This is a genomic window from Fodinicola feengrottensis (genome assembly GCF_039530045.1).
Taxonomy (GTDB): Bacteria; Actinomycetota; Actinomycetes; order Mycobacteriales; family HKI-0501; genus Fodinicola; species Fodinicola feengrottensis.
Genome location: NZ_BAAANY010000032.1, coordinates 39898 through 66199 on the forward strand (window position 1 = coordinate 39898; position 26302 = coordinate 66199).

25 protein-coding genes are annotated in these 26302 nt (G+C 66.5%); 14 read left to right on the forward strand and 11 right to left on the reverse strand.

What is annotated here, in order from left to right:
- The first annotated feature begins 21 nt into the window (after positions 1 to 21).
- Positions 22 to 849: an NmrA family NAD(P)-binding protein gene (locus ABD301_RS33185; protein ID WP_344314174.1), complete on the forward strand. Its 828-nt coding sequence runs from the start codon at positions 22 to 24 to the stop codon at positions 847 to 849.
- Between the two features lie 20 nt (positions 850 to 869).
- On the opposite strand, the gene ABD301_RS33190 is transcribed toward ABD301_RS33185, so the two are convergent.
- The 3 genes from ABD301_RS33190 to ABD301_RS33200 all read right to left on the reverse strand — a co-directional run bounded on the left by ABD301_RS33190 (position 870) and on the right by ABD301_RS33200 (position 3370).
- Positions 870 to 2024: a permease gene (locus ABD301_RS33190; protein ID WP_344314175.1), complete on the reverse strand. Its 1155-nt coding sequence runs from the start codon at positions 2022 to 2024 to the stop codon at positions 870 to 872.
- A 72-nt stretch (positions 2025 to 2096) separates the two neighbouring features.
- Positions 2097 to 2918, reverse strand: a complete 822-nt coding sequence (locus ABD301_RS33195) for a hypothetical protein (RefSeq protein WP_344314176.1) — start codon at positions 2916 to 2918, stop codon at positions 2097 to 2099.
- Positions 2919 to 2992: 74 nt separating this feature from the next.
- Complete coding sequence (locus ABD301_RS33200; protein ID WP_344314177.1) at positions 2993 to 3370, reverse strand: hypothetical protein; 378 nt, start codon at positions 3368 to 3370, stop codon at positions 2993 to 2995.
- Positions 3371 to 3448: 78 nt separating this feature from the next.
- Here ABD301_RS33200 and ABD301_RS33205 point away from each other — a divergent pair, with 78 nt between their 5' ends.
- The gene (locus ABD301_RS33205; RefSeq protein WP_344314178.1) at positions 3449 to 4150 is read left to right on the forward strand and encodes a hypothetical protein; all 702 of its coding nucleotides are present in this window, start codon (positions 3449 to 3451) and stop codon (positions 4148 to 4150) included.
- Here ABD301_RS33205 and ABD301_RS33210 read toward each other — a convergent pair.
- The gene (locus tag ABD301_RS33210) at positions 4147 to 4419 is read right to left on the reverse strand and encodes a YciI family protein (RefSeq protein ID WP_163572549.1); all 273 of its coding nucleotides are present in this window, start codon (positions 4417 to 4419) and stop codon (positions 4147 to 4149) included. The genes ABD301_RS33205 and ABD301_RS33210 overlap by 4 nt on opposite strands.
- A gap of 154 nt (positions 4420 to 4573) precedes the next feature.
- On the opposite strand from ABD301_RS33210, the gene ABD301_RS33215 reads away from it, so the two are divergent.
- From ABD301_RS33215 to ABD301_RS33260, 10 genes are all read left to right on the forward strand, one after another.
- Positions 4574 to 5977 carry a hypothetical protein gene (locus tag ABD301_RS33215; protein WP_344314179.1) on the forward strand — a complete coding sequence of 468 codons (1404 nt, stop codon included), beginning with the start codon at positions 4574 to 4576 and terminating at the stop codon, positions 5975 to 5977.
- A 166-nt stretch (positions 5978 to 6143) separates the two neighbouring features.
- Positions 6144 to 6656 (forward strand): GNAT family N-acetyltransferase, encoded by a 513-nt coding sequence (locus ABD301_RS33220; RefSeq protein WP_163572545.1) that lies wholly within the window; start codon positions 6144 to 6146, stop codon positions 6654 to 6656.
- A 119-nt stretch (positions 6657 to 6775) separates the two neighbouring features.
- A complete protein-coding gene (locus ABD301_RS33225; protein WP_344314181.1) occupies positions 6776 to 7381 on the forward strand; it encodes a biotin transporter BioY in 606 nt (201 codons plus the stop codon).
- Complete coding sequence (locus ABD301_RS33230) at positions 7374 to 8771, forward strand: class I adenylate-forming enzyme family protein (protein ID WP_344314182.1); 1398 nt, start codon at positions 7374 to 7376, stop codon at positions 8769 to 8771. The genes ABD301_RS33225 and ABD301_RS33230 overlap by 8 nt, the downstream gene beginning before the upstream one ends.
- The gene (locus ABD301_RS33235; protein ID WP_344314183.1) at positions 8768 to 9904 is read left to right on the forward strand and encodes a thiolase family protein; all 1137 of its coding nucleotides are present in this window, start codon (positions 8768 to 8770) and stop codon (positions 9902 to 9904) included. Before ABD301_RS33230 ends, ABD301_RS33235 begins: the two co-directional genes overlap by 4 nt.
- Positions 9901 to 10575: an energy-coupling factor ABC transporter ATP-binding protein gene (locus ABD301_RS33240; RefSeq protein WP_344314184.1), complete on the forward strand. Its 675-nt coding sequence runs from the start codon at positions 9901 to 9903 to the stop codon at positions 10573 to 10575. Before ABD301_RS33235 ends, ABD301_RS33240 begins: the two co-directional genes overlap by 4 nt.
- Positions 10572 to 11177 carry an energy-coupling factor transporter transmembrane component T family protein gene (locus ABD301_RS33245; protein ID WP_344314185.1) on the forward strand — a complete coding sequence of 202 codons (606 nt, stop codon included), beginning with the start codon at positions 10572 to 10574 and terminating at the stop codon, positions 11175 to 11177. The genes ABD301_RS33240 and ABD301_RS33245 overlap by 4 nt, the downstream gene beginning before the upstream one ends.
- Positions 11178 to 11295: 118 nt before the next feature.
- Positions 11296 to 12087 (forward strand): class I SAM-dependent methyltransferase, encoded by a 792-nt coding sequence (locus ABD301_RS33250; RefSeq protein ID WP_344314186.1) that lies wholly within the window; start codon positions 11296 to 11298, stop codon positions 12085 to 12087.
- A gap of 230 nt (positions 12088 to 12317) precedes the next feature.
- Positions 12318 to 13253: a helix-turn-helix transcriptional regulator gene (locus ABD301_RS33255; RefSeq protein ID WP_344314187.1), complete on the forward strand. Its 936-nt coding sequence runs from the start codon at positions 12318 to 12320 to the stop codon at positions 13251 to 13253.
- 22 nt (positions 13254 to 13275) lie between these two features.
- Positions 13276 to 13767 carry an RICIN domain-containing protein gene (locus ABD301_RS33260; protein WP_344314188.1) on the forward strand — a complete coding sequence of 164 codons (492 nt, stop codon included), beginning with the start codon at positions 13276 to 13278 and terminating at the stop codon, positions 13765 to 13767.
- Positions 13768 to 13825: 58 nt separating this feature from the next.
- Here the strand turns inward: ABD301_RS33260 and ABD301_RS33265 are convergent, their stop codons facing one another.
- From ABD301_RS33265 to ABD301_RS33290, 6 genes are all read right to left on the reverse strand, one after another.
- A complete protein-coding gene (locus ABD301_RS33265; RefSeq protein WP_344314189.1) occupies positions 13826 to 14416 on the reverse strand; it encodes an ATP-dependent Clp protease proteolytic subunit in 591 nt (196 codons plus the stop codon).
- Between the two features lie 115 nt (positions 14417 to 14531).
- Positions 14532 to 15542, reverse strand: coding sequence for an ArsR/SmtB family transcription factor (locus tag ABD301_RS33270; protein ID WP_344314191.1), 1011 nt, complete (start codon positions 15540 to 15542; stop codon positions 14532 to 14534).
- 175 nt (positions 15543 to 15717) lie between these two features.
- A complete protein-coding gene (locus ABD301_RS33275; RefSeq protein ID WP_163572540.1) occupies positions 15718 to 17391 on the reverse strand; it encodes an APC family permease in 1674 nt (557 codons plus the stop codon).
- Positions 17392 to 17615: 224 nt separating this feature from the next.
- A complete protein-coding gene (locus ABD301_RS33280) occupies positions 17616 to 20045 on the reverse strand; it encodes a Tex family protein (protein WP_344314192.1) in 2430 nt (809 codons plus the stop codon).
- A gap of 1235 nt (positions 20046 to 21280) precedes the next feature.
- Positions 21281 to 22117: an MOSC domain-containing protein gene (locus ABD301_RS33285; protein ID WP_344314193.1), complete on the reverse strand. Its 837-nt coding sequence runs from the start codon at positions 22115 to 22117 to the stop codon at positions 21281 to 21283.
- A 24-nt stretch (positions 22118 to 22141) separates the two neighbouring features.
- Complete coding sequence (locus ABD301_RS33290) at positions 22142 to 23071, reverse strand: SDR family NAD(P)-dependent oxidoreductase (protein ID WP_344314194.1); 930 nt, start codon at positions 23069 to 23071, stop codon at positions 22142 to 22144.
- A gap of 114 nt (positions 23072 to 23185) precedes the next feature.
- Between ABD301_RS33290 and ABD301_RS33295 the strand changes: the two genes are divergently transcribed.
- Positions 23186 to 23791, forward strand: coding sequence for a TetR/AcrR family transcriptional regulator (locus ABD301_RS33295; RefSeq protein WP_344314195.1), 606 nt, complete (start codon positions 23186 to 23188; stop codon positions 23789 to 23791).
- Here the strand turns inward: ABD301_RS33295 and ABD301_RS33300 are convergent.
- Positions 23763 to 24863: a winged helix DNA-binding domain-containing protein gene (locus ABD301_RS33300; RefSeq protein WP_344314197.1), complete on the reverse strand. Its 1101-nt coding sequence runs from the start codon at positions 24861 to 24863 to the stop codon at positions 23763 to 23765. The genes ABD301_RS33295 and ABD301_RS33300 overlap by 29 nt on opposite strands.
- A 122-nt stretch (positions 24864 to 24985) precedes the next feature.
- On the opposite strand from ABD301_RS33300, the gene ABD301_RS33305 reads away from it, so the two are divergent.
- Complete coding sequence (locus tag ABD301_RS33305) at positions 24986 to 26275, forward strand: alpha/beta hydrolase family protein (protein ID WP_344314199.1); 1290 nt, start codon at positions 24986 to 24988, stop codon at positions 26273 to 26275.
- The last annotated feature ends 27 nt before the right edge of the window (positions 26276 to 26302 follow it).

Here is a 26302-nt window from a genome sequence, read left to right on the forward strand (position 1 = left end):
GATCGTTCCGAAGGGTTTCAGATGACTGTGGTGATAGCGGGCGCGACCGGCAACGTGGGCAGCGAAGTCCTTCGCGCCGTACTGGCGGCCGGCGGCAAGGCACGAGGGTTGGTACGGGCCGAAAAGCAGCTGCCCGAAGGCGCGGAGGTCGCGATCGGGGATCTCAACGACCCAGCTTCGCTGGCCGACGCTTTCCAGGGCGCGACGGCGGCCTTCCTGCTCAGCGGCTATGCCGACATGACCGGCCTGTTGGCCGCCGTCCAGCGGGCCGGCCTGGAGCGGGTCGTGCTGTTGTCAGGAGGCTCGGCCGAGCTCGGCGACCTCAGCAACGCCGTCAGCGCCTACATGGTCCGGTCGGAGGTGGCGGTCCGCGAGTCCGGTGTCCCGTTCACCATCCTGCGGCCGAGCATGTTCATGACCAACACCTTGGACTGGCTGCCACAGCTGCGAGAATCCGATGTCGTACGCGCCGCCTTCCCGGACGTGGCCGCCGCGGTCCTGGACCCGGCCGACATCGGCGCCGTCGCCGCGACGGCCTTGTTGAACACCGGCCACGAAAATCGTACGTACCGGCTGACTGGCCCGGAGGCACTGACGCCGGCGGACCGGGTACGCATCCTGGCTGGGATCCTCGGCCGCGACCTGCGTTTCGAGGGTCTGTCGAACGAAGCGGCGCGGGCTCAGATGACCGCCGCGATGCCGGTCGAATACGTCGACGCCTTCTTCAGTTTCTACGTCGACGGCACCCTCGACGAGTCCCCCGTACTGCCCACCGTCACCGACATCCTCGGCCGCCCGCCCCGCACTTTCCGTGAGTGGGCGCAAACCCACGCCGCCAGCTTCTCCTAACTCTCAACGCACGCATTCGGTTACTGGGCGTGGGAGTGCTCGGAGTCGGGGCTGCCGCCCATCATGCGCAGCATCGGGAGGCCGCCGGAGCGGAAGAACCGCAAGACCAGTAGGGCGGCCAGGATCAGGAAGGCAATGTTCAGCCAGGTGGTGTAGTTCCAGGAAATGCCGGACTCCATCACCATCGCGCCACGGTTGGACGGCACCAGACCGAGGCCGCCAAAGATCAGCTCGATCGCGTAGCCGGCGATCACCATCGCGAGATAGAAAGCACCGACCATCAGGGCCGCCATTTTCAGGCCGTAGTATTTCCGATAGATGTTCAGGATCGGCAGGATAATCAGGTCGGCGAAGATAAACGCCACCACACCACCAAAACTGATGCCACCGTTCCAGAGCACCACCGCGAGCGGCACGTTGCCGATCGAGCAAACGAAGCTGATGACGGCCACCAGCGGGCCGACAATCGGTCCCCAGATGCCGGCGAGTACGGGATCATTGGCCAGAAAGAAGGCTCTCCAGAAGCTGTCCGGCACCCAAGCGCCAATCGCGCCAGCGATCAACAAACCGCCGACAATGTCCTTCCAGACGGCTGCCCACTCCATCACGAAAATGTGCGAAACCGCGGTCAAACCCGGCGCGGACCGCAGCCGTCTCCACAGCGATCCCTGCATTTGTACGCTCATATCCATCGCCGCGTGACCCTCCATCGAGCCGGTCAGTCCGCGGTCGGCCTGTTCCAGTGCCTTTTCCAGGAGCTGTTTGCGGAGGAAGATGCGGAAGAACACGGCCAGCGCCACGATCATGATCGGCCCACCGACGAACTCGGCCAGGGTGAACTGCCAGCCCATCAGCAGCGCGAGGATCACGCCGAGTTCGATCACCAGGTTGGTGGACGCGATCTCGAAGGCCATCGCGGCGGTGAAGTTGGCGCCCTTGCGCAAAAGCGACCGAGCCAGCGCCACTGCCGCGTACGAGCAGGACGACGACGCGATGCCGAGCCCGGTGGCGATCGCCAGCGTGCGCGGCCGGTCGTCGCCGAGCAGTCGGACCACGGTGGCCCGGCGGACCAGCGCCTGCACGACCGCGGACAGCGCGAATCCGAGGATCAGCGCCCACAGAATTTCCCAGGTCATCGACCCAGCCAGCGCGAGCGCTCGACCGACGGCTTCCATCTTTTGGCTCCTTCCAGGGCTCGACATACCCCTCTGGGGTATGTCGAGCCCGACTGTACACCGCGGTTGGGGTTACCGCACCCGGAGTGTGATCGCCGCCGTGCGCAGCCGCCCGCCGGTCTGGAACTGGACGAACAGCCGCCAGTCGCCAGACTTGGGCAGCATCGCCACGAAAGTCAGCTTCGGCCCGCCGTGATCACCCTGCACCGAGCCCTCCGGGTGCAGGTGTGCGAACGCCTGGTCGCCGGCATGGAAGGCGGTCAGGTGTGCGTACGTGTCGAGGTACGGCTGGAGGTCCGTCACCGGCTTCCCCTCCCGCGCCACGCTGACCGTGAGCGGATGGGACATGCCGGCCAGCAACGACGGGCTGTCGACCGTCAGGGTGTAGCCGTCGACCGTGGTGGTCGTCGTCGGCGGTGGCAGCACCATCGCGGATGCCTTGCCAGGCACCGAAACTGGTTGACTGAGCACCAGCGCCTTGCCGGCGGAGAGGAAGGACGCGTACGCCCGATAACTGCCCGGTGCGGCAGTGGCGAGGTTCGCTGTCCAGGTGCCATCGGCGGCCATTTCCGGGTGGACGTGCTGAAAACCGGTGAGATCGGACCGGACGAGATAGAAGTGCATTCTCTTGGTCTGGTCGACTTCGAAGCTGGTGACCGGCTTCCCGTTCGTACCAAGGATCTGGAAGGTCAGTGGCCCGGCGGTTTTGCCGATGGCCAAACGGAATCCATCGGCACTGGCGGCGAGCCCGTCGCCGGTCGCCATTTCCATCCCGCGGTGATCTGCGGCGGACGGTGAGGCGCCCATCGATCCGTGGTCGGCCATCGGGTTCGCGCAACCGGCGACCACCAGGGCGACCGCGGCGGCAGCACAGAGACGTGTGAACGTACGCATTTTTGGTTGTCATCTTTCCGAACATGCACGCGTACGCGTGCGAACTGGTCAGGGCAGCGAAAAACGCGGCCTGATCAGGTCCGGCTGATGCAGAGGTCCAGCAGCGGGTCGCGCGGCGGCGGACGGGCCGGCGGCACCGGACGTACGGCCGAAGAGAAAAGCCGGTCGATGCCGAAGACGGCGACAAACAGGACCAACAGGACCACCGCCCAGTGGAAATCACGAGGCAGGGTGGGATCGCAGGTCAGGCCTACCTTTTCGGCGACGGCCGGTCCCATCGCCAGGCCCATGACGTGACTCACGCCACTGTCCATTGTGGCCATGCTGCCGTGGCAAGCGCCCGTGTTGGGCGCGATGTGCATGCCATAGAGGCCCGCCAGCACGCCAAGAACGACGACGAGCGACGCGAGCGTACGGTGCCGCCCGCGTCCGGTTCGCCCGATCGGTGCCATCAGGATGTCAGCGTACGACGGAACCATGGTCGCCTCGCAAGCGTCCGACACTCGTACGCGCGACACAAAGGAGCGAAGATGGTCAGACGCAGCGGCAAGTCCGCCGACGAGCGACGCGCCCGGATAGCGGCGGCGATGGCGGCGAAGGCGCGGGCTCGCCGCCGCCGACAGCTGATGATCTGGAGCTCCGCCGCGGTGGTCGCGCTGGTAGTGGTGGTGGGCGCGGTGGTCATGATCATCGCCACCACCGGCCACAAGTCACAGGCCGCGCCCAAGGCCTCGCCGACCACCGCCGGCACCACCGCGAACCCGCCGTGGGCCGCGCCGACCGATCCGTCGGCGGCCATCCAGGCCGCCGGCCTGCCGCTGCTCAGCGCCGAGGGCACCGTCGAGCACATCCACGCCCACCTCGACGTGATCGCCGACGGCAAACCCGTCCAGGTGCCCGCCGAGCTGGGCATCGACGAGGCCGGCGGCCACATCAGCCCGCTGCACACCCACGACACCACCGGCGTCATCCACGTCGAGTCGCCGGTCAAGAAGGACTTCACGCTCGGTCAGTTCTTCACCGAATGGCGGGTTTCCCTTGCCAGCGACCACATCGGCGGCCTCAAGGTCAGCTCCGACCAGGTTTTTCGCGCGTACGTGAACGGAAAACTCGTCCAAGGTGACCCGGCCGCGCTCGTCCTGCACGCCCATGACGAGATCGCGCTTGTCTATGGAACCACCGCGCAACAGCAAAATCCGCCGAACAAATACGCCTTCCCAGCTGGGCTTTAGTCGAGCACATCGCCAGCGATCGGGTGCCATTCGCGCAGCGAGTCGACGGTGACGCCGGGGCCGCGATAGTACGGGTCGGCGGCGACGATCTCGTCCATGCCGGCCTGGTCCGTACGGAAGATCAGCAGCGCACCGGACTCGTCGTCCCACGGCCCGGCCGCGAGAAGCCTGCCCTCAGCCTTGAGTTGGGCGAGCCGCTCGCGGTGGGCCGGGCGAGCGGCAAGCCGGCGGTCATCGCCGTCGAAAGAGACCTGCATGACGAAGAACATGCTCCGAATCGTATTCCGATGGTCCGCAACCGGCCCGTGGGTTGGCCGGTTGGGGCCTTAAGTAGTGGCAGCGGGCCCTTCGTACGTGAAAATAGCCCGGACCGTGCGGTGCGTTAGTGACTAATGCCCGCATCGCTTGCCCGGGAGGACACGGATGACGCTCGAACCCGCCGAATCGGCGATCGCCAGCCTGGTCAACCGCCGCGACGTGTTCCGGATGGCCGGACTCGGCGCGGCCGCCAGCGTGCTGCCCACCGCCGCCCTGGCCGCCGCCGCACCAACCGCCGCCGTCGCACAGGAGCGAGCCGCGGTCACGACCGGTGTGCAGCCACGCGCCGCCGCCGAGCTGCCGCTGGTCGGCGGAACACAGTTCCCGATCGGCATTTTCTGGCCACCGCACCCGTACGAGACGACAGTGGCCCGCTACACCGAGATCGCGGATGCCGGTTTTACGTTCGTGGTCAGCGGAAACTATGCCGACGATGGCAACATCATCGGACAGATGCTGTCGGTGGCCGACCAGACCGGCTTGAAAGTTCTCGTCTCGGACGACACTCAGGTCCGGAACATGACCCGCTGGTTCACCATTTCGGACGACCGTAGTGTGCCGATGTCGATCACCACCGCGGACGCCCGCGAACTTTTCCAGCGGGCACTGGACGCGTACGGCCCGCACAAGTCGCTGGCTGGCTTCAACCTCTTCGACGAGCCGTGGGACGGCATTTTCGGCAGCCTGGGCAAGGCTTTCGACGTGGCCCGGACACTCGCACCGCAACTGCTCCCCTACGCGAACCTGTTGCCTGGCAACGGTCCTTCTTACGACACGTACGTCAACAACTACATAGCCGCGACCAAGCCGGCGCTGCTGTCCTTCGACCGCTATCCGATCGTGGCCAGCGGCGAGGACACCGGATATTTCGACAACTGGGCCCGTTTCCGGCTCGCCGGGCTGGCCCACAACCTGCCGACCTGGACCTACATTCAGACATTGGCTTACAACGGCCACCGCTCCCCGACCGCGGCGGATTTGTTGTGGCAGGTCAACGTAAGTCTCGCCTACGGCGCGAAGGGCATCCAGTATTTCACCTACTGGACCCCGGATCCGGCCCGCGGCGAGGGCTTCGGCCCGGCGCTGATCACTCTCGACGGCCACCGCACCGAGCGTTATACGGCCGCGAAGAAGATCAACACGCAGTGGCTGCAGCCGGTCGGCCAGCAGCTCAAACCGCTGGTTTCGGAATCCGTACAACACGCCAACGAGTCGCCGCTGCCGACCAACGCCGCTGGTTTCGTGGCCGATGACTACGTAAGTGCGGTCAGCGGGAGCGCCGTTATTCTGGGCCGCTTCAGCGAAAGTGACAGCTCCCGCAAGCACCTGCTGGTCGCGAACCGCTCGGTCAGCGACGCCGCCGCGACCGTCGTACACACCGGCTCCGCCGTCACCGGCGTCCAACTGTTCGACCCACGCCACAACCGCTGGCTCACGTACGCCAACCCGCAGCAACTCGCCGTCGCCCTGCAGCCCGGCGAAGCCCAACTTTTCCGACTGCTGCACTAAGAGACACCCTCGGCAACCCATGCCACTGGAGGGGCTCGCCGCGCCTTCACTGCGGCACAATGTCCCGCACTCGACATCGAGTGCGGGACATTGTCCCGCGCTCAAGGACCAAAGCCGCCCCGATCGGGGACACTGCCACGGCGCGGACAGCACTATCGTCGCTGGCATGACGGTGGCGATTCGGTTGGCGGGCGAGACTGACCTGCCGGTGCTCAGGAGGATCGAGGTGGCCGCCGGAAAGGCGTTCGCCGAGATCGGGATGGACGAGGTGGCCGGCGACGAGGGGCTGCCGGAGGAGCAGCTGCGGGCGTACCAGCAAGACGGCCGGGCATGGGTCGCGACGGACGCCGCCGATCACCCCGCCGCGTACGTCCTCGCCGACGTGGTGGACGGGAACGCCCACATCGAGCAGGTCTCGGTCGATCCGGACCACGCCCACCAGCGGATCGGTCAGGCCTTGATCGACCAGGTGGGCAGGTGGGCGCGCGAGCGTGGACATCCCGCGCTCACCCTCACCACCTTCGTCGAGGTCGCGTGGAACCTGCCCTACTACGAGCGTCTCGGCTTTCGTCGCCTGACCACCGCCGAGGTCACGCCTGGCCTGCGTACGATCCGCGACCACGAGGCGTCGCTCGGGCTGGACCGCTGGCCGCGCTGTTGCATGCTCCGCGCCCTCTGACCGGCGTCAAGAGCGAACATCGACAGACTTGGCCAGCTATATGACGGCTCGATTGTGCTCAGAGGACGAGCCGGGAGAGTTACGGTGCTGGCACGCGTTCCGTCGGACGGAAAGAGACTATGGCTCGCACTCGTCGGTTGTTGGCTGCTGATTTGGCACAGATCGCGGTCTTCGCCGCTTTCATCGCGGTCCTGGGATTGATGCCCGGTATCTACCTTTTCGGGAGTACGGTCCCGATCACCCTGCAGACGTTGGGGGTGATGCTGGTCGGCTGCCTGCTGGGCGGGCGGCGGGCGGCGTTGACGTTGGCGCTGTTCATCATGCTGGTCCTGGTGGGCTTCCCGCTGCTGTCCGGTGGTCGTGGCGGGTTGGCGGTGTTCGCCGGGCCCAGTGGCGGCTTCATCATCGGGTGGCTGCTGGGCGCGTACGCGACCGGCTGGTTGGTGGAGCGCGCGCTTCCCAAACTGAGCTTCGTCAAAGCGTTGATCGCCTGTGTGGTCGGCGGGGTGGTTGTCATCTACGCGGTGGGCATTCCGTACTGGGCGGTCGTGGTGGGCAGCCTCCCCACCGCCGCGATCCAGTCGCTGGTGTTCATTCCCGGCGACGTGGCCAAGGCGGTGATCGTGTCCCTGGTGGCGGTCGCCGTGCATCGGGCATATCCGACGTTGGTGCCGGTCTCGAAGACGCACGCGGCGAAGGTCGACGTAACCTCCATAAGTGACTGAGGGGTTGGTGCTGGCCGAGCTGCGGCGCTGGGCGACCGAGAGGCCGGACGCCAGTGCGCTCGACGACGGCCGGCGGACGGTGACCTGGTCGGAGCTCTGGGAGTGGGTCGCTGGTGGCGCCGCCGAGCTGCGCGGCCGGGGCGTACGAGCGGGTGACCGGCTGGCGCTGGACGGCGTCGATCCGGTCGGCACGGTGGCTTGGTTTCTGGCCGCCGACTGGTGTGGCGCGGCCGCGTTGGTCTGCGATCCGGCCTGGTCAGCCGCCGAAACCAAGCACATCCTGGCCGCCGCGCGTCCCACCCACCATGTCGAGACTTCCCGAACTCCACGTTTTGGTAGCGATCTTTCCCTTGCTGACGACGAAAACGTCGAGTTCTATCTGGGGACGACGTCGGGGAGTACGGGCGGGCCGAAGGTTTTTGGGCGAACACGGCGGTCGTGGCATGAGTCCTATCCGGTGTTCACCGACGTGACTGGGATGACCGTCGATGACACCGTGTTGTCAGGTGGGCGGTTGTCGACTTCCGGTGGGATTTTCGCGGTGACACATGCGATTTCGGTGGGGGCGCGGTGCCTGCTGCTGCCGGACTGGTCGCCGGCGAAGGCGGCCGCGCGGGCCGCCGAAGCGACCGTGGCGCACCTCATCCCGGCGATGCTGGCCGCGCTCGTACCGGTCTGGGAGGTGGAGCCGGCGGCACATTTGCGGATGATTCTCACGGTGGGCGCCAAACTCGACCGTGACCTGGAAATCCGGGCCGAGAAAGCATTGCCCGGTTGCCAGGTCGTCGAATACTACGGATCGTCCGAGCAGTCGGTGGTCAGCGTTCGTACGACCGAGCCGGCAGCCACCGTCGGCCGGCCACCATCCACTGTGGACATTGAAATCCGGGACGACGGCGGACAGCCGGTGGGTGCCGCTGAGGAAGGCGAGATCTGGGTCCGTTCCGCGCTGCTTTTCGCCGGATACCTGACAAACGGCGTGAGAGTCGACGCAGGCGAGTGGGTCAGCGTCGGCGATCGCGGTCTGCTGCGGGAGGACGGCTCACTGGTGGTGGTTGGCCGGGGTGCCGCCACAGTTGTCAGCGGTGGCACGAAAGTCTCCGCCGAGGAAGTGGAAGCCGTGCTCCGGGCGGCGCCGGGCGTCGCCGAGGCGGTGGTGGTCGCACTACCGCATCCGTGGCTGGGAGCGGTCGTCGCGGCCGTTTTGCAGCCGGAGCCTGGTACGGTCCTGCACCGGCGCGCCCTGCGCGCCCACACCGCGGTCCGGCTGAGCGCCGGTAAACGCCCGCGCCGCTGGTTCACAGTGGACCGGATTCCGCTGACCACCAGCGGAAAAATCGCCCGTGCGGCGGTCCAGGACCGCTGGCCGGACGTACGGCCGCTGCGATGACCGCGGTGATCGTGGCGGCCCGCCGCAGCCCGATCGGGACGGTCGGCAAGTCGCTCCGGTCGGTGCCGGCCGACCAGCTCGCGGCCGCCGTGTTGACCGCCACCGCCGATGACGTACGCCTTGCCGCAGCTGACATTGACGATGTCATCCTCGGGAATCTCATGGGGCCGGGCGGAAACACCGCCCGGGTGGCCGCACTTCGCGCCGGCTTGGGGGAATCCGTGCCGGGCCTGACCATCGACCGGCAGTGCGCGAGCGGACTGGAGGCGATCAACCTGGCCGCCGCGCAGCTCGCCGCCGGCCGCGGCCACGCCTATCTCGCTGGCGGCGTGGAGAGCCCGTCGACCGCGCCCTGGCGGGCCGAGCGTCCGCGTACGCCCGGCGAACCGCCGCGTTTCTATCCCAGGGCACCGTTCGCGCCGGCGTCGTACGGAGACCCGGAAATGGGGCCGGCCGCCGACGCGTTGGCCGCCGCGGCCGGGATCAGCCGGCAACGCCAGGACGAGTACGCGGCGGCAAGCCACGCGCGGGCGGTCGCCGCCCAGCGGTCGGGCGCCTTCGACCGGGAAATCGTGCCGGTCGCTGGAGTCACCACGGACGATCGACCACGACCCGGCTTCGGGGTCGGCCGGTTGTCTCGGTTGCCGGCCGCGTTCGGTCCCGGCGGCACCGCGACGGCCGGGAATTCCTGCGGTGTCAACGACGGCGCCGCGGTGGTCGCGGTGGTGAGCGAGAAATGGCGAGCGCAGCGCTGGCTGCCGGGCCTGCGGATCGTGGACTGGGCGGTCGCCGGTGTCGACCCGCGACGGCCTGGTTTCGGCCCGGTGCCAGCGATCCAGACGCTGCTCAGGCGCAACGGCCTGACGTTGGACCAAGTGTCCACTGTGGAGTTCAACGAGGCTTTCGCCGGCCAGGTGCTGGCCTGCCTGGACGCCCTCGACCTGTCCTGGCAGCGGGTGTGTCCGGACGGCGGCGCGATCGCGCTCGGCCATCCCTGGGGAGCCTCCGGCGCGGTGCTGATGGTGCGGCTTTTCAGCCAGCTCATCAACAAGCCCGGCGCGTACGGGTTGGCCGCGATCGCGTCCGGCGGCGGCCTCGGGGTGGCCACCCTGGTCCGGAGTGTGTCCGCGTGATCGAATTCCAGGGACTCTCGCACCGGTACGGCGAACGAGTCGTCCTCACCGATGTTTCGTTGCGCCTGGAGGAAAACCGGGTCGGGTTCGTCGGCGCCAACGGTTCCGGCAAGTCGACCCTCGCGCGTACGGTCAATGGCCTGGTCACGCCCACCGCCGGCGAGGTCTTGGTGAATGGGCTGGAGGTGGGCAAGCACGGCCGGCAGGTGCGTCGCCAGGTCGGCTTCGTCTTCGCCGACCCGGACAGCCAGATCGTGATGCCCACGGTCGCTGAGGATGTGGCTTTTTCGTTGCGCCGCGGTGGTCTTTCCAAAGCCGAGATCGCCCAGCGGGTCACCGCGGTGCTGGACCGCTACGGCCTTGGCGGCCACCGCGACCATCCGGCGCATCTGCTGTCCGGCGGCCAGAAACAGCTGCTGGCGCTGATGTCCGTGCTGGTGGTGGAACCGGCCGTGCTGGTCTGCGACGAGCCGACCACTTTGCTGGACCTGTCGAACAAACGCAGATTCGCCGCCTTGCTGGACGAACTGCCACAACAAATTCTGCTGGTCACCCATGATCTGGACGCATTGGACTCATTCGACCGGGTGATCGTGCTGGACCAGGGCCGGGTGGTCGCGGACGACTCCCCCGAGCCGGCGCTGAAGTTCTATCGGGCGCTGGTCGGATGAGCCTGCTCGGCCTCTACCACCCAACTCCGAGCCTCCTGCACCGCCTGCCGGCCGGGCTCAAACTGGCCGCCCTGCTGGTCGCCGCGATCGGTCTTTTCCTGATCCCGTACGAGATCTGGCTGATCGCGGCCGCTGTCGGCTGCCTCCTGCTCTACGCGGTGGGGCGCATTCCGGTTCGGCTTGTCTGGGCGCAGTTGAAGCCCATCGCCTTCGTCGTCTTGTTCGTTTTCGGTGCCCAGTGGATTTTCGCCGGCCTGCACACCGCGATCCTGATCTGCGCCCGGCTGATCGCCCTGGTGGCGCTCGCCGGCCTGCTGACCCTCACTACCCGTACCACCGAGCTCGTGGCCACGGTGGAAAAACTGCTCCAGCCGCTGCGCCGGTTCGGCGCCGACCCGACCCGGCTCGGCCTGCTGGTGGCGCTCACCCTGCGGTCGGTGCCGGTGCTCGCGGAAATCGCGTCGGACATCCGGGAAGCCCAGCGGGCCCGTGGCATCGCCTGGTCGGTCCGCGGTTTCGTGCTGCCCTTCGTCATCCGTACGCTCCGGCGTACCGAATCCCTCGGCGAGGCTCTGGTGGCCCGCGGTGTCGACGACGATTAAACTCGCACAGAAAGCATAAATCCCCTTTTCCAGCCAATCTGGCGGGTTCAACAGGTGCCCTGAAAAGGTCCCATTAGGGCAGGACAAGTGGGCACCGGGAATGCCATCCTCCGCAGTTATGGGGGATTCTTCGGCTTACACCTTGGACAACGCGGCCGAGCAAGCCGCGACTCGTTTCGACAACCTGGAGTCGTTGTACGACCCAGGAACCATTCGGCACCTCGACGCGCTCGGGCTCGCGCCGGGCGCGCGCTGCTGGGAACTGGGCGCCGGCAGCGGATCGGTGGCCCGGCTGCTCGCGGACCGGGTCGGGCCGGCCGGCCACGTGCTCGCCACCGACCTCAACCCGCGGCTGGTCGACACCGGTGACGCCGCGGTGGTGGAGGTCCGCCAGCACGACGTGACCTCGGATCCGTTGCCAGCGGGCGGTTTTGACCTTATCCATGCCCGCCTGGTGATCGTTCACCTGGCCGATCCGGTGGCCGCGCTCGCCCGGTTGACCAGCGCGTTGAACCCCGGCGGCCGGCTGCTCATCGAGGATTTCGACCTCAGCCGGACGCCGGTGGTACGAGTGGACGCCGACCACGAGAATGTCTCCGTGGTTTCGCAGGCATTCATCACTTTTCTGGCCAATCACGGCTCGGATCTTTCGCTCGGACCAAAACTGCCGGAGCTTTTCGCCAGCCTCGGGCTGGTGGACATCCGGGCCGAGGGCACCTGCGCGATCGGGATCGGCGAATCCGCGGTCGGCGGGGTGAACCGGGCCAATATCGAGCAGGTTCGGGACGGGCTGATCGCCAGCGGCCTGCTCACCGACGACCAGATCGAACGGTTCTACCAGGAATTGTCCGACCCGGATCTGGTCATCCAAATGCCACCGCTGATCAGCACCACCGGCACCAAGCTCTGACGTTCAGGAACGCGAACGGCAATCCGCCAAGAAAGTCGCCGTGCGGGCGATTTGCGGCGATCACCGGAAAAATAGTTCTTGACTCTTCCGTATGCGGTTTTTGGTTAAGAAACCCGGAAGTTCGCTGATTTCCGGAAAGGTGGTATGCGAGGCTCTTCGCACGTGTTAGCGTGCTCCCGGTTTGCGAGCAGGAGCGGCAAAAGAGTTCGCACCCGGGGATGGGGAGCCGCATGACAAGGCACGCTCGCGTTCATACCGTCCCGCTGCCGGCGCGCGAACGCCGATCCTGTGAGCTCAGCAGCAGGCCGCCCACGCGCGAACTGCGCGGCTCGGTGATCTGCTATCGCGGCTACCGGCTGCGCGGTCTGCCAAGGCGCCGGCTGGAGCTGCCAGACGGTGTGGTGACGGTTCTCCTGCAGTTCTCCGGGACCGTACGCACAGGTTCACCTTCGGCTGAGCACGGCTCGCTGGTCGCGGGCCTGCGCCGCACCGCCGTACTGGCCGAACACGGCGCCCACCTGGAAGGCGTGGAAATCATTCTTTATCCGCTGGCCGCTTACACCATTTTCGGGCTCCCCATGCATGAACTGACCGACACCGTCGTACGACTGACAGACCTGCTCGGCCCGCGCGCGCAGCGGTGGCTCGACCGGTTGGTTTGCTGCCCCAGTTGGGAATCCCGGTTCGCACTGATTGACCGGTTGTTGGTCTGGCGGCTGCGGTCCGGGCCGCCGCACCGGCCCGAAGTCGGCTTCGCGTGGCGGGCACTGCACCGGAGCGCGGGTGCCGCGCCGGTGGAGAACCTGGTCAGCGAGCTGGGCTGGAGCCGCCGGCGACTGGAACGCTGGTTCGACCAGCAGGTCGGGCTGCCGCCCAAGACGCTCGCACGGGTACTGCGGTTACAACGTGCGTTGCGGCTGGCCGAGTCCGACATCTCCTGGGCCGAGGTGGCGGCCACCGCCGGATATCACGACCAGCCGCATTTCGACCATGTTTTCAAGGCCATGGTGGGCTGCAGCCCAAGCCAGTTCCGGCTGGCCCGCCGGCGCGGCCGGCACCCTCGCGCATTAGACCGGATCCCGCACCAGGTCACCAGCGTGGAGATCTCCGGTATTGACGCGTTCTTACAAGCCGCGCCCGCGATCGGCCGGCAGGCTGCCGGGTGACCGTCCCGACCAGGAGGCAGAAATGCGCGCTCACACCAAAATCGGCGCCGTCGCGGTTGGCGTACTGACCGCTCTCACGATGACGGCCGGCCCGGCCGCGGCTGCCACCGGCCCGGCCGCGCCCAAGATCCTCTCCCCGCAGTCTGTGCAGACCTTCCAGGACTACGCCACCGGATTCTGCCTGGACAGCAACGCATCCAAGTCCGCCTACACGAACCCGTGTGGCAGCACCAACACGTACCAGCACTGGACCGTGGTCGCTTTTGGCAGCCACCGCGAGCTGCAGGACGTGGCCACCGGATTCTGCCTGGACAGCAACTCATCCAAGTCGCTCTACACGAATCCCTGCGGTCACGGCACGAACAGCTACCAGCTGTGGGACGTCTTCACCTTCGGTGGCAACATCGAACTGCAGGACTACGCCACCGGGTTCTGTCTGGACAGCAATTCGTCCAAGTCCGCATACACCAACTCGTGCGGGCACGGCACCAACAGTTATCAACTCTGGCACTGAAAACCGTCAGGTTGCCGGCAATGCCAAGAAGCTGGCATTGCCGGCGACCGGGCGCGGCTCAACCGCGCAGGCGGGTGACGACCGGGATCACCTCGTCGACGAAACCGTAGTCTTTGGCTTCCTGCGCGGTAAACCAGCGGTCCCGGTCGGCGTCCGCCTCAATCCGCTCGTAGGTCTGGCCGGTGTGGAAAGCGGTCCGCTCCTGCAGCACCCGCTTGGTGTAGATGAGCTGCTCCGCCTGGATCGCGATGTCGGTGGCGGTGCCACCCATGCCACCCAGCGCCTGGTGCATGACCACCCGCGCGTGCGGCAGCGCGAAGCGTTTTCCGGGCGCGCCGGCACAAAGCAGCAGCTGACCCATCGAAGCGGCGAATCCCAGCGCGTACGTGGAAACGTCCGGCTGAATGAACTGCATCGTGTCGTAGATCGCCATGCCAGCACTGACCGAGCCGCCGGGCGAGTTGATGTAGAGGCTGATCTCGGCTTCCGGGTCCTCGGCCGCGAGAAGCAGTAACTGTGCGCTGATCGTGTTGGCGTTCTCGTCTTTCACCTCACCGGTGAGAAAAACGATCCGCTCACGCAACAGCTGCTCGAAAACCGCTCCGTCGAAACCGAAACCACCCTGTGCCACCCGTGCCATTTCCGTCATCGAAACCCTCCAGGAACTGAATCGCCACTGCCGTGACGATAAACCTGGGGCCGACGTTTTCCTTACCGGAAAAGGGTGATTACGCTGTCAGCGGTTCCGCCCAGAGCGCAAGGAATCAGGTGCTGAAAAGCTCCACCAGCTCATGGCCGAGCACGGTGCGCTGGACCAGCACCGTACGGCCGGACCGAGTGCGCTCGATCAGGCCGGCCTCGGCCAGCCAGTCGCAGTGCCGACTGACCGAGCTCATCGCCCAGTCGCCGACCTCGGCGAGATCACCGATGGTGATCGGCTGCTGCGCGGCCCGCAACAACCGGGCTCGCACGCCACCCATCAGCGCCGGCAGCCGGTCAAGGGTGGCCGTTGCGGCGCCTCGGTCCGGATCCGCACCGAACAGCTGGTGCAGCGCGGGCAGCGGGTAGCCGATCCAGACCGTCTCGTCGTCCTCCAGGTCGTGCGCGATCGACTGCGCTCCAGACACCATCGGCACCAGTACGAGCCGTTTGGCGCGCACCTCATAGCGGTTGCCCTCAATGGCCGGCAGCCACAGGGCGTCATCGGTGAACCGGGCCCGCGGATGGAGGCTGGCCAACAAAAGATCGGTCCGGCCGCGTACGACCGCATGCCCGACCCGGTCGATCTCCTTGTCCAGCAACCGGCCGGCCGCCGTCCAGGTCTGCGCGACCACCGCCGCGGCCACCTCGGCGGCGCCGGCGAAATGCCGCAGCCAGCGGCGCGGCTCGCGGGCCACCGGCTGCCACTGCGCCGGCAGGTCGATGCCGTACATGCCGTCCAGATCAGACAAAAGAGTGTCCGGCGAGGTGGTCCGCAGCTGCTCCAGCGCGTCCGCCAGCGAGGTCTCCTGGTCAGCCGGCGCCGGCGCGATCACGCAGTCCGGTTGGCGAGCCCGGCCGAGCTGGGTCATCGTGCGCACCGAGGACCGTTGCTCAGCCGACGCCGTCCGGGCGATCCGCTGCCGCCAGCCGTCCGGCACTCCCCGATCCCACCCGCCGAGCGCGTCGAACAGCAGCGTCGGGATGCTCGCGTACGGATTCAGCGAGACCTCGACCCGCAGCGTGTCCACCGGCTCGCAGAACCGGATCTCCTCCCACTGCGGCTGCGCCCACATGACGGTCCTCCTGGATCGGGTGTCTGCCTCCCCACCCCCCGCAGCTGGTCCCGATCGCATCATGACACATGTCATCCAGTCCACAGAGCGGAACGGATCCTTCGCAACAACATCGACACAAACGAAAAGACCCCTGATCGCGGGGATCAGGGGCCTTTCCGGACTGCCGGTCAGATCACGCCGTACGCAGCTCCGGCTCGACCGCGAGCTCCAGCGCTTCCTTCTCCACCGCCGCGGCGACCTTGTCGCTGCTCATCGCGAGGCTGACGGCCCAGTAGAAGATCACCAGGCTGAACGCCGCGACCACCAGCAGGTCGACCCAGTTCGGGATGATCTTGAGCGCGGTAATGATGTTCGTCTTCGGGTCGCCATAGTCCTGGCCGAGATAGCCAATGATCAGCGTTCCCAGCAGCCACGGACCCACCCACCAGGCGGCCCGCCAGTCCTGCAGCGAGCGCTCCACCTGCGGGGTGAGGGCCTGGGTGATCTCGAACAGCACCAGCCCAATGATCATCGCGACGGCGATCCGCCAGGTGGTGTCGAAGTTGCCCCAGTAGATGATCATGTTCGCGGCCACGAAACCAACCGGTGCCAGCACCTTGGGGAAAGGCACCTTGTACGGCCGATGCCGGTTCGGGTCGCGCTTGCGCAGCGCCGCCAACGAAATCGGTGCGTACGCGTACATGACCGCGGTGGCCGAGGTGACCACGCTGACCAGCGACTTCCAGCTCGGGAAAGGCAGGAAGGCGATCTCGCCGATGACGAAGGCCAGCAGGATCGACCACAGCGGAATGCCGCGGAAACTGATCTTGCCGAGCAGCTGGGGCAGCTGCCGGTCCCGGCCGAGCGCGTACGAGAGCCGGGCTGACGTGCCCACGTAGATCAGGCCCGTACCAGCCGGCGAGATGAACGCGTCGGCGAACAGGATGTAGGCCAGCCAACCGGCACCCACGCCCAGTGCCAGCGTCGCGTACGGACCGAAATCGCCGGCGCCGATTGGGTTCGTCCACCCGTGCACCAGGTTCCCCGGGTTCAGGCCGCCGATGAAGGCGACCTCCAGCCCGATGTAGATGATCGTCCCAATGATCACCGCGACGATCACCGCCCGGGAGATGTCGCGCTGCGGATCCCGCGCCTCACCGGCCAACTGGATGCATTGCTCGAAGCCCTGCAGGGCGAACACCACCCCCAACGGCAGCGCGGCGAAGACACCGTGCGCGCCGAACGGAGCGAACCCGCCGCCGGCAGTGAAGTTGCTCAGGTGGAAGGTCAGGAAGAACAGCACGCCGATGGTAAGCAGCGGCACCGCCGTCTTCCAGATGACCATCACCGTGTTGCTTTCGGAAAGGAACTTGACGCCGACACAGTTGATGACCGTGAAGACGATCATCAACAAGGTGCCCCAGAAGAAGCCGCTCGCGGTGAGCAGACCGCCCTGGTTCAGCAGGTGCAGGTGGTCCTTCACCCAGGCGATGCTGTTCAAGTAAGACAGGCTGGCCTCGACCTCGATCGGGGCGATCGCGACCGCCTGCAGCCACGCGGCCCAGCCGGCCGTGAAGCCGGTCACCGAGCCGAAGGCGAACAGCGGGAACCGGGCCGTACCGCCGGCGACCGGGTAGGCCGCCCCCAGCTCCGCGTGAATGAGCGCCAGCACGATCAGGATGACTGCCGCGAGGACCCAGGACAGGATCGACGCGGGACCGGCGACCTGAGCCGCCGTGAGAGCACCGAGCAGCCAGCCGGAGCCGATGATGGATCCCAGCGAGATGAACATCAGCCCCCAGAAGCCGACGTCTCTTCGCAGTTTTCCTTCGCCAGCGTGGGCTACCACTCCTGTGGGCGCTGCCATCTCGCCACCACCTCGCTCCGTGTCGCGCTGTGTCTGGCGGGCAATGCTTGCAGAAGTTCCGGAGTGACGGAGCGAAACGTCAGAACCGGCCACTCACAACTAGATTTCTTTTGGTTCGACCAGAAGTAGCCGGTTTATTCTTTGCATTTTCTTTACTCGAATCTCGTACGTGTAACCAGTGACGAGGCTGATGTTGCCCCGCCACTGGCATGGTCACGAATGGGTCAGCGCTTGCCGATGGTCGGACTTCCGCCGCCGTCGACCAGACCGGCCCGACGCAACGCGTCCGCCAGCGCGCCGCCAGCGGAATTGCTCGTACCGCCGTTTCCCCTTGATTGGCCCCCCGACTGCCCGCCGGACTGGCCGCGCTGCTGTCCGGACTGCTGGCCGCTCCCTGACTGACCGCCACGCTGACCGCGCTGCTGACCACCGCCGCGGCGGTCCCGGTCGCCGCCGGCCGGAGCGGGCGTCGCCTCGTCGTCCAACCGCAGGGTGAGCGCGATCCGCTTCCGTGGGATGTCCACGTCCAGGACCTTCACCTTCACGATATCGCCCGGTTTGACGACATCGCGCGGGTCTTTGACGAAATTTTTGGACATCGCGGACACGTGCACGAGCCCGTCCTGGTGGACGCCGATGTCCACGAAGGCGCCGAAGGCCGCCACGTTGGTGACCGCGCCTTCCAAGATCATCCCGGACTTCAGGTCGGCGAGCGTCTCCACGCCGTCCGCGAAGGACGCCGTCTGGAATGCCGGCCGTGGGTCGCGGCCAGGTTTCTCCAGCTCCGCGAGGATGTCTGTGACCGTCGGCAGCCCGAACGTGTCGTCCACGAACTCGGCCGGCTTCACCTTGCGCAGCGCCGGGGTGTTGCCGAGCAGGCCAGCGATGTCGCCGCTGGTCGCGGTCGCGGCGATGCGGCGTACGACCGGATAGGCCTCGGGGTGCACACTGGAGAAGTCCAGCGGATCGTCGCCACCACGGATCCGCAGGAAGCCCGCGCACTGCTCGAAAGCCTTCGGGCCGAGCCGCGGCACCTCCTTGAGGGCCGTACGCGAGCGGAACGGGCCGTTCGCGTCGCGGTGCGCGACGATGCTGGCGGCGAGCCCGCTGGTGATGCCGGAGACCCGGGACAGCAGCGGCACCGAGGCGGTGTTCACGTCCACGCCAACCGCGTTCACGCAGTCCTCGACGACCGCGTCCAGCGACTTGGACAGCTTGTTTTCGGCCAGGTCATGCTGATACTGGCCGACCCCGATGGACTTCGGGTCGATCTTGACCAGCTCGGCCAGCGGGTCCTGCAAGCGGCGGCCAATCGAGGCCGCGCCGCGCAGCGACACGTCCAGATCGGGCAGCTCCGCCGACGCGTACGCGGACGCCGAATAAACCGAGGCGCCGGCCTCGGAGACGACGACCTTGGTCAGGCCAAGCTCCGGATGCTTCTTGATCAGCTCGATCGCCAGCCGGTCGGTCTCCCGGGACGCGGTGCCGTTCCCGATCGCGATCAGCTCGGTGCCGTATTGCTTGGCGAGCCGAGCGACGGCCGCGATGCCCTCGTCCCAGCGGCGCTGCGGCACGTGCGGGTAGATCGTGTCGGTGGCGACGACCTTGCCAGTCGCGTCCATAACGGCGACCTTCGTACCGGTCCTAAAGCCCGGGTCCAGCCCGATCGTCGGCCTGGTGCCGGCCGGCGCCGCGAGCAGCAGATCGCGCAGGTTGAAGGCGAAGACCCGGACCGCCTCGTCCTCCGCGTTCTGGCGGAGCCGAAGCCGCAGGTCGATGCCCAGATGCACGAGGATGCGCGTACGCCACGCCCACCGCACCGTGTCGCCCAGCCAGCGGTCCGCTGGGCGGCCCTGGTCGGCGATGGCGAACCGCTGGGCGATCCGCCGCTCGTACTCGGTCGGGCCGACCGGCGCGTCCGGATCGACCTCCTCGGGCTCCAGGACGAGCTCCAGCATGTCCTCTTTTTCGCCGCGCAGCAGCGCCAGGATGCGGTGCGACGGGAGCTTGGTGAACGGCTCGGCGAAGGCGAAGTAGTCGGAGAACTTCGCGCCGTCGGCCTCCTTGCCCTCCCGGACCTTGGACACCATCCGGCCCACTGACCACATGCGTTCGCGCAGGTCACCAATCAGGTCGGCGTCCTCACCAAAGCGCTCAACCAGGATCGACCGGGCACCTTCCAGCGCCGCACCAGCGTCGGCCACCCCCTTGTCAGCGTCGATGAACTCGGTCGCCTTGGTGTGCGGGTCCTGGTTCGGATCGGTGAGCAGCAGATCGGCCAGCGGCTCCAGCCCGGCCTCGCGGGCGATCTGCGCCTTGGTCCTGCGCTTGGGCTTGTACGGAAGGTAGATGTCCTCCAGCCGCGCCTTCGTCTCGGCCTGCATGATCTGCGCGCTGAGCTCGTCGGTGAGCTTGCCCTGCGACCGGATCTCCTCCAGGATCGCGCCCCGCCGCTCTTCCAGCTCCCGCAGGTAGCCCAGCCGTTCCTCCAACGTACGCAACTGCGCGTCGTCCAGAGTGCCGGTCACTTCCTTGCGGTAACGAGCGATGAACGGCACCGTCGCGCCGCCGTCGAGCAACCCGACCGCCGCCGTCACCTGCCCTTCCCGTACGCCCAGCTCTTCGGCGATCTTCTGGTCGATGCTCGTGGTCACAGTCCCGTCCGCTCCCTTACCCAGCTGACAACGCTCCCCATTCTGCCGGCCGCCGGCTGGGACTCTCCATCGGACTGCTGGGCAGGTCTCGCTCGGGTCGCGGTGAGCGTGTCCTCTTAACCCCGAAGCGTCTGGTTTCTTGACGGGGGTGCGGCGCGAAATTGTCGTAGGTGTCTGTTTTTCTTTCCCCCTCCCTTTGAACGGGCGGGGGGTGGGTTGAGAGGTGGACCTTAATTTTTAGTTGAACATTGGTCCCCAAACCCGCCCCCACCCGTTCTTGGGTGGGGGTGATTTTTCGAGGTGGGTACGACAATTTCGCGCCGCACCCGGTGTAGAGGGCTGCACAATTGGATTCCGATTGTGCAGCGGGGCGTGCGGTGAGGTGGGTGGGGGCCCTTCGGGCGGAGCCTCAAGGAAGAACGGGGTCGACGGGTTCCGTGCGGTTTGGGTATGGGTGGCGAGGGTTCGTTCTCTCCGTCGTCGCCCTGGGGGTTACCACACGTCCGGGGTTGGCGGTGGAGCTTGAGTGGGTGGTTGGGTTTTGTGGGCCGCCGCCGACCCCGGACGTGTGGTAAGGCTTCGCCCGCCGACAGGGAGAACGAACCAGCATCACGTTTGCGGGGGGCAATGCCCTTAAGTTAAGCGTTTCGCCTGCTCAGAATGGGTGCCGGAGGTCGGCGGAGTCAGTGTCGAAGTTGTTGATCTTGTTCACTTTGCCTACCCAAAAAGGAAAATTCAGTTCCATGTCCGTTTTGGATAGGCAAACTGAGCAAGATCAACAACGAATCTCACTATCAGTAGCCACATGCTGGCGACTGGGTGACGCTGAGTATTGCGCGCTGCTGACGTGCGTCGCGCTCACCCCCCGGCCTTTGTGGGGTGCGGTTTTGACTGTGGGTGATCTGGTACTGGGTAGGGGTATGTCCGATTGTGACGGTGTTGCCCATTCTGGGGCTCTGGATGGGCAACAACGTTACAAACGGACATGGTGGGTGGCGATGTTCGCGAGAATTGGCTACTGGCGGTGAGAGTTGATCCCACCAGTCCCAATAAGAACAGCGGAATGTGCCTGACCGGATTCTGTCCCATATTTTGGGATTGGCGTCCCGTACTCCGGATGGGTCGGTTATCTCTGTGACTCAAGTGACTCCTGCGCACTCAACCACTCGCGAATGTAGCGAAACGGACAAAACCTCACCAGTTTCGTTACATTCCCAGGCGGCTGCCGCCGAAGATCACGCGGCGCGAGAGACTCCGGCGCGAAGCAGGACTGGGTCGCCGACCGTGACGCGACCGGGGCGCGTGATGGTGCCGTAGACCCCGAGGCAGGCGTCGCGGTCACGGGCGATGGTACGAAGGATGGCGGGGTTGCGTTCGGTGGTGAAAGGGTCGTAGTTGACCAGCACGCAACGCTGGTCGCGCTGGTCGACGCGCATTTCCAGGTCGCCGACGCGGATCGTCGAGCCGACCCACCGGTCCTCCGGATAAGGCGCGTCGCCGGCGGCCTCCACAACCAGGTTCGGGCGGAACCGTACGGGATCCAAAACAGTGCCGACAAGCTCGCCGAGACTGTCGACGGTTTGGGTTGTCATCAGGGAAACGGGGAGTACGTCGAAAATTCCGCGATTCTGTTTCATCACCCGTACGCCGTCACCGAGTTCGCCGGCCAGCGCCGGATCCTGCACGTCGACCTCGGCGCCGGACGGCGTATGCACCACCGTAGGCGAGGCGTCGGGGCGGTCCGGGTCGGTGAAAACGGGGCGGTAGAGCGACATTTCCGGGCGCTGCCGGATGGTCAGCCACGGAAATCCGTTGGCCACCTGGCCAGCACGGATGAAAGCCCAGCGGCGGTCGCCGGCAACGCCGTGCCACGATACATCGGCGGAGTCCAGCGACTCGCCTGCCATAGATTTCACCGGATAGCGCCACAGCGCGACCACCCGACCGAGCACCTGCATCAGAGCCACCTCCTTGACGGAGGCGCCCTTCGCGGTCAACCCGTGGCCGAGCGTGGCGGGTGTCACCCGTCGCAGCGCCTCTCGACCCAGGTGCGCTTTATGGCGCTCACCCATAGTCAGCGACCCCCGCGGTCACTGTCAACCGGCATGCGCGGTTTTACCTCCGTCAATGACCATTTGGGCACCGGTCAGGTACGGGAAGTCATCGGAGGCCAACGCCAGCGCGAATGCCGCGATCTCGTCCGCGGTGGCCATTCGCCCCAATCCAGGTACGTGAGTTTTGGCCCACTGGCTGGCGAAAACTCGCCAGGCCGGGTCCGGTACGTTTTCCATTCCGGCGGCGCGGCGGACCAACTCGGTATCGGTGGTGCCCGGGATGAGGGCGTTGACCCGGATGCCCTTCGCCGCGAAGTCGAAAGCGGCCGACTGAATGAGACCGACAATGCCGCGTTTGCTTGCTGTGTACGCGGCGCGATTCTCCGTCGTCGCCAACGCGTTGGACGATGAGGTGACCACGATGGTACCGCCGCCAGCGGCCACCAAATGCGGGATTTCGTATTTGGTGGCCAGGAAACTGCCACGAAGGTTGGTGTGGATCACCCGGTCGAACTCGGCCGATGTGAGTTGGTCCAGTGGCTTTTCGATGGTGATACCGGCATTGTTGAAAGCCACGTGCAGCCCGCCGTAGCGACCCGCGACAGTGTCCACAAAGGACTTCACGTCGCCTTCGACAAGCACATCCGCTCGTACGTAGGTGGCCTCGCCACCAGCCGCCCGAATCTGTTGCTCCACCTGCTTGCCGCGGTCCACCCGCCGGCCGCAGAAGCCCACTTTCGCGCCCTCGGCGGCGAACTGAATCGCCGCGGCTCGCCCAATCCCGGAGGTGGCGCCGGTGATCAGCACGACCTTGCCGGCGAACCGCCGGCGGCCGGAGCCCTGGTACGGCGGAGCTGCCGCGCCCACCCCCACCGTGGCGCCCGCTCCGAAGCCGACCGCGAGGCCGGCGGCCCCTATCGCGGCTCCCCGCAGCAACCCTCGCCGACTCCGACTGGTTTCGTCTTCCGCCATGACCAACTCCCCTATCTGAACAGCGTTAAGATGGACCTTAAACACTCGATCTAAACACTGTCAAGATAGAGGTACGAGTAAGTTGTCGCCGGACGTACGATCGAAAGGAAACGCATGACCGAGCTGCCTCGGCATGGTTACCACCACGGCGACCTGCGCGACGCGCTGATCAGGGCCACCGACGAGATCCTGGCCGAACGCGGCGTCGAGGGCTTCACCCTGCGCGAGGCGGCCCGCCGCGCCAAGGTGTCACCGGCCGCACCCGCGCACCACTTCGGCGACGCGGCCGGGCTGCTCACCGAGGTCGCGATCCGCGGCTGCGAGACCCTCCGAGCAGCCCTGCGCGCCAGCACAGGCGCCGACCCGACCGAGCGGCTGCATGCCCAAGCGCTCGCCTACGTACGCTTCGCCCTCGACCATCCCGGCCGTTTCCAGCTGATGTTCCGCCGCTCGATGCTCAAATCCGATGACCCGCGCCTGCGCGCCGCGCTCGCCGCCGCGCACGACGAACTGCGGTACGCGATGAGCGCCTACCTCGGCGGTGGCCAGCTCGACGAGACCGGCCGCCTCGCTGTCACGGCCGCTTGGTCGCTCTGCCACGGCTTCGCCCAGCTGGCACTGGACGGAAAATTCGACGACGCGGCCCCTGCTGGCCGGGACGCGTACATCAGCACCGCCCTCTCCCACATCATCACCCTGACGTTCCCGCCTCGAAACTGACCTGGTGTTCCGAGGTAGGAGCGGTGAAACGCAGGAGGGACAGAGCTTCGGCTTCGGTGGCTTCCTGGTCCAGTACGGAAAAGGGCGTCACCACCAAGGTGGCTGCCGTCTTCGTACGCTGGATTTTCCACAGCCCTGCCACAAAACCGTCGGAAAGTACGGTGCCGCGGACGATGCCGTTGACGGTCATGATCCGCTTTCGGTATTTGTCGGGGACAATCCGGGAGCGGTCAGCGTGCCCCAACACCACGTTGTCGAATTCGGCGACAAGTCGCACCGGCACTGGCAGGTCCGGATCGGGTAACGCGCCGCGCGGCAGGTCGAAAAGCTCGGCACCGTCTTCGGTGCGCAAAGTTCGCAAGGTCGGGCGCATCCGCTCCACCACCTCGCCGAGTCGGGTCAAGCCGGACCAGTTCTGTACGTCGGCGACGGTCGCCGGACCGAAAACGGATAAATAACGGGAAATCAGTGACTCCACCGCTGGTTCGGCGGACACCGGACGGTCGAGCCACTTCTCGATCGTGGTGTAGACCCGCGGCCCGCTGCGGTCCCACGTGCCGCATGGCGGCACCTGGACGAGCGGCACCTGCGTACGCACCGCATTTGTCACCATCGTCGGGTGCCGGCCCGGCCAGCGAGCCAGCAGTCCGTCCCGCAACTGCCCGAAGGTGAGCGGCTCGCCGGCCAACAGCTCGCGTCCGACTTTGGCTAACTCATTGACATCCATTCCATCCAGGACCTTGGCGTACGTGGACTGCATGGCCCGCTCGAAGCCGGGCTGAACGACCGCCCGGATGGTCAGGAAATCGTCGGCGGTGTGCAGGTGCAGGGTCCCGCGCATGGTCGCCGCCCGTACGACCTGACGACTGGTGATCAGCTCGTCCAGCTGCCGCTGATCAAAATTCACCAACCGCGACCAAAGACCATGAAAGGGCGGATTGGTGGCCTGCGCCTGCAGTCCCACCAGCCGCTCGATGGCCGCGGCGGGCCTGAGCTTGCACCGCCGTACGAGCAGCTGCCGTTCCAGCAAGGCCCGGTTGAGCACTCGCCGGCTCACCACTTTCGTTGCCATTCCAGCAGCGTACGGTCCGCGGGAGACCTTGGTATCACCCGGTGATACTCCAGAGAGGGACCCGCGGGACAGGACCACAGGGTGACGCCCGTCCGTAGTCGGAGGCAATAGCGTCCCTGGCCATGAGAACCGATTCCGGAAAACAAAAGACGCTCGCGGCTATCACATTGCCAATGACGGCCGCGATCGTCGCGGCCGGCCTGTTCGCGTCCGCGCCAGGTGCAGCTTTCGCGTCCGCCACCACGAATCCGGCGGTCAGTACGACCAGTTCCCGCGGCCAGCTGCTGTCCGTCGACTATCTGGGCACTTTTGCCAATGCCCAGGCCGTTTCCGCGACTCTGAAGAAGGGCGAATTCACCGACCCCGGCACCCTACGCTACGGCGTCAAGACTTATCGGTTGATTTATCGTACGGTCGACCCGCACCGCCGTCCCACCACCGCGAGCGGCCTCCTTGCCTTGCCGATCAACAAAAAGGGCGACCTACAGGTTGTCTCGTACACGCACGGCACGGCGAACTACTGGCAGGACACCCCGTCGACCTACCTGCTCTCGGGCGATATCTGGAATGTGGCGCCGGCGCTCACGTATGCCAGCACCGGTTTCGCCGCGGTGGCACCGGACTATCTGGGCCTCGGCTATGGAACCCCGATGTATCCCGCCTATCTCGACATCCCCTCCGAGACGACCACCTCAGTGGACATGCTGAGGGCGGCTCGTACGGCCGCGCAGCGACAGGGCCGTCAGCTGCAACGCAAAGTGCTGGTGAACGGCTTCTCGCAGGGCGCGAACGCGGCCGTCGGGCTGGCCCGGGCGCTACAGGGCGGCGCCGACGGCTGGTTCCGGCTGGGCGCACTGTCCGCGATCAGCGGCGCGTACGACTTCGGTGGCATCGAATTGCCCGCGCTGGTCAACGGAAAACTCAATCCCAAGGCGAGCGTCGCGTACAGCGCGTTCGTGATGGTCGCGTGGAACAAGCTGCACCACCTTTACCCGAGCCCGCGGGACGTTTTCCAGCAGCCGTACGCGGACAAGGTCGAGCGGCTGTTCAACGGGCGCACTTCCGGCCCGGAAATGCTGTCGACGCTGCCGGCCACCGTCGACGAGCTGTACACCGAGCAGGGCCTGGACATGCTGCGGCACCCGACCGGCCGACTCGCCGCCGCGCTCGCCGAGGCGGACAGCATCTGCAAGGACTGGGCGCCGCGGGTGCCGGTCCGGCTGCTGCGCTCGGCCAGCGGCGATGTCGAGGCCGCGCCGGCGAACACCACGTCGTGTCAGGCGTCGTTCCAGGCGCACGGCGTCCACGTGCCGGTGACGGAGCTGACGCCGCTGTCGTACGGCGGGTCGTACCACTCAGGCTCCAACATCACCGGCGTCGCCGACACCGCCCGCTGGTTCACCACCCTCTGACCGGGCTGTTCTGTCCGCAACGCCCCG

Coding starts and splice junctions, on each gene's coding strand:
- ABD301_RS33185 (WP_344314174.1), top strand. CDS start 22: ATGACTGTGGTGATAGCGGGCGCGACCGGCAACGTGGGCAGCGAAGTC.
- ABD301_RS33190 (WP_344314175.1), bottom strand. CDS start 2,024: ATGGAAGCCGTCGGTCGAGCGCTCGCGCTGGCTGGGTCGATGACCTGG.
- ABD301_RS33195 (WP_344314176.1), bottom strand. CDS start 2,918: ATGCGTACGTTCACACGTCTCTGTGCTGCCGCCGCGGTCGCCCTGGTG.
- ABD301_RS33200 (WP_344314177.1), bottom strand. CDS start 3,370: ATGGCACCGATCGGGCGAACCGGACGCGGGCGGCACCGTACGCTCGCG.
- ABD301_RS33205 (WP_344314178.1), top strand. CDS start 3,449: ATGGTCAGACGCAGCGGCAAGTCCGCCGACGAGCGACGCGCCCGGATA.
- ABD301_RS33210 (WP_163572549.1), bottom strand. CDS start 4,419: ATGTTCTTCGTCATGCAGGTCTCTTTCGACGGCGATGACCGCCGGCTT.
- ABD301_RS33215 (WP_344314179.1), top strand. CDS start 4,574: ATGACGCTCGAACCCGCCGAATCGGCGATCGCCAGCCTGGTCAACCGC.
- ABD301_RS33220 (WP_163572545.1), top strand. CDS start 6,144: ATGACGGTGGCGATTCGGTTGGCGGGCGAGACTGACCTGCCGGTGCTC.
- ABD301_RS33225 (WP_344314181.1), top strand. CDS start 6,776: ATGGCTCGCACTCGTCGGTTGTTGGCTGCTGATTTGGCACAGATCGCG.
- ABD301_RS33235 (WP_344314183.1), top strand. CDS start 8,768: ATGACCGCGGTGATCGTGGCGGCCCGCCGCAGCCCGATCGGGACGGTC.
- ABD301_RS33245 (WP_344314185.1), top strand. CDS start 10,572: ATGAGCCTGCTCGGCCTCTACCACCCAACTCCGAGCCTCCTGCACCGC.
- ABD301_RS33250 (WP_344314186.1), top strand. CDS start 11,296: ATGGGGGATTCTTCGGCTTACACCTTGGACAACGCGGCCGAGCAAGCC.
- ABD301_RS33255 (WP_344314187.1), top strand. CDS start 12,318: ATGACAAGGCACGCTCGCGTTCATACCGTCCCGCTGCCGGCGCGCGAA.
- ABD301_RS33260 (WP_344314188.1), top strand. CDS start 13,276: ATGCGCGCTCACACCAAAATCGGCGCCGTCGCGGTTGGCGTACTGACC.
- ABD301_RS33265 (WP_344314189.1), bottom strand. CDS start 14,416: ATGACGGAAATGGCACGGGTGGCACAGGGTGGTTTCGGTTTCGACGGA.
- ABD301_RS33270 (WP_344314191.1), bottom strand. CDS start 15,542: ATGTGGGCGCAGCCGCAGTGGGAGGAGATCCGGTTCTGCGAGCCGGTG.
- ABD301_RS33275 (WP_163572540.1), bottom strand. CDS start 17,391: ATGGCAGCGCCCACAGGAGTGGTAGCCCACGCTGGCGAAGGAAAACTG.
- ABD301_RS33285 (WP_344314193.1), bottom strand. CDS start 22,117: ATGGGTGAGCGCCATAAAGCGCACCTGGGTCGAGAGGCGCTGCGACGG.
- ABD301_RS33290 (WP_344314194.1), bottom strand. CDS start 23,071: ATGGCGGAAGACGAAACCAGTCGGAGTCGGCGAGGGTTGCTGCGGGGA.
- ABD301_RS33295 (WP_344314195.1), top strand. CDS start 23,186: ATGACCGAGCTGCCTCGGCATGGTTACCACCACGGCGACCTGCGCGAC.
- ABD301_RS33300 (WP_344314197.1), bottom strand. CDS start 24,863: ATGGCAACGAAAGTGGTGAGCCGGCGAGTGCTCAACCGGGCCTTGCTG.
- ABD301_RS33305 (WP_344314199.1), top strand. CDS start 24,986: ATGAGAACCGATTCCGGAAAACAAAAGACGCTCGCGGCTATCACATTG.